At 38.9% G+C, this 478-nt stretch carries 1 protein-coding gene; it reads left to right on the top strand.

Features of this window, described 5'->3' with window-relative positions:
- Positions 1-447 (top strand): Hsp33 family molecular chaperone HslO (locus AC2JF9_RS08705; protein ID WP_500726973.1); only part of this gene is annotated, 447 nt, incomplete at its 5' end.
- Between the last annotated feature and the right edge of the window lie 31 nt (positions 448-478).

The raw sequence follows: 478 nt of genomic DNA, 5'->3' as shown, positions 1-478 counted from the left end.
ACTTATTATTTTGTAGCATCAGAACAAATTCCTTCTTCTGTTGGTGTTGGTGTTCTTGTAAATCCGGATAATTCAATTTTGGCGGCAGGCGGCTTTATTCTTCAGCTTATGCCGGGCACGGTTGAGGAGACCATCACCCTTATAGAAGATCGGTTAAAAGAAATCCCGCCGATTTCAAAGCTCATCCAAAGAGGTTTAACACCGGAAGAAATTATACAAGAGATTTTGGGAAAAGAAAATGTAGAAGTTCTTGAGACTTTGCCGGTTGCTTTTGAATGCAATTGTTCGAAAGAGAGATTTGGAAATGCGCTCATGAGTCTGGGCGAAGAAGAAATTTCTGATATGATTGATAAAGAGGGACAAGCAGAAGCACAATGCCATTTCTGTAACGAAATCTATCTGTTTACAAAAGAAGAATTGGAAGAATTAAGGGAAGAAGCAAAATAACCATTTATTAAGGGGAAGAAGAAGTTGGGGA

This window comes from Lactobacillus sp. C449L (assembly GCF_059900815.1).
This window is presented reverse-complemented; position numbering and strand designations above follow the sequence as displayed.